The sequence below is a fragment of the Rhizobacter sp. P3_B12 genome (genome assembly GCF_056402895.1).
Window position 1 is genome coordinate 1 of sequence record NZ_JBFUGN010001407.1, and the last position, 1,190, is coordinate 1,190.

At 69.5% G+C, this 1,190-nt stretch carries 1 protein-coding gene and 2 pseudogenes; all 3 read left to right on the forward strand.

What is annotated here, in order from left to right; all coding sequences use genetic code 11:
* Positions 1-411 (forward strand): annotated as a pseudogene (locus AC1D01_RS35650) (flagellum-specific ATP synthase FliI); the annotation flags it as partial.
* Between the two features lie 25 nt (positions 412-436).
* Positions 437-913 (forward strand): flagellar export protein FliJ, encoded by a 477-nt coding sequence (gene fliJ / locus AC1D01_RS35655; protein WP_477874387.1) that lies wholly within the window; start codon positions 437-439, stop codon positions 911-913.
* A 65-nt stretch (positions 914-978) separates the two neighbouring features.
* Positions 979-1,190 (forward strand): annotated as a pseudogene (locus AC1D01_RS35660) (zinc ribbon domain-containing protein); the annotation flags it as partial.

The window sequence follows — 1,190 nt, forward strand, 5'->3', positions numbered from 1 at the left end:
GGCTCGATCACCGCGTTCTACACCGTGCTGAGCGAAGGCGACGACCAGCAGGACCCGATCGCCGATGCGGCGCGCGGCATCCTGGACGGCCACATCGTGCTGTCGCGCGAGCTGGCCGAGGCCGGCCACTACCCGGCGATCGACGTCGAGCGCTCGATCTCGCGGGTGATGAACAACGTGAGCCCGCAGGAGCACATCGACGCGGCGCGGCGCTTCCGCCAGCTGAGCGCGAAGTACACGAAGGCGCGCGACCTGATCCAGCTGGGCGCGTATTCGCCCGGCCACGACAGCGAGCTCGACGCCGCCGTCAAGCTGCACGGCCCGATGGTCGAGCTGCTGCAGCAGGGCATGAACAAACCGGCCAGCCTGAACAACAGCGTGCGCGACCTGCGCAAGTTGTTCGGCGGGTGATCACGACGATTGAAGGAGTACCTCGATGAGCAACGACCGATCGATCGAGCCGCTGATGGCGCTGCTGGGCCAGGCCGAACGCGAGCGTGATGCGGCGATGGCCGAATCGCGCCGCGCGACCGATGCGCAGACCGCGGCACTGGCGCAGGCCGAGCAGCTGACGAGCTACCGCGGCGAGTACGAGGCGCGCTTTCGCGAGCAGTTCAGCCGCAGCAACACGATGGACGTGATGCAGCACTACCAGGGCTTCATGCAGCGGCTGACGCTGGCGATCGACCAGCAGCAGCGCGTCGTGACGCATGCGCAGGGTCGCGTCGAGCGCATGCTGCAGCTGCTGCGCGAGCAGGAGATGCGCGTCGCCTCGGTGCGCAAGCTGCTGGAGCGCCGGCTGCAGGAGCTGCGCCTGGTGGCCGACCGCCGCGAGCAGAAGCAGACCGACGAGTTCGCTGCGCGCGCCGCGTGGAACCGGCTGAGCCAGGCCGGTGCTTCGCCGGCGGCCTGACGCGCCGGCATCCGAGTTGGCCGAGTTTTTCCGATCCACCGCTGAATCAACGCCCAGGCACTTCCATGTCCGCCGTGTCGTCGTCCTTGCCGATCTTTTCCGCGAACAACCCGCTGGCCGTCGCGCCGGCACCCGCACCCGCTTCCTCGCCATCTGCTGAGGCACCGCAGGCCACCGCCTTCTCGCAGATGCTGAAGCAGCGCCAGCAGGCCCAGGCGACGCCGGCCGCTGTGGCACCGGCGCCTGCCGCACCGCGTGCGCCGACCCCGAAGCCGGC

Bases quoted from the DNA above. Each gene is read 5' to 3' on its own strand.
- fliJ (WP_477874387.1), top strand. From the start codon at position 437: ATGAGCAACGACCGATCGATCGAGCCGCTGATGGCGCTGCTGGGCCAG.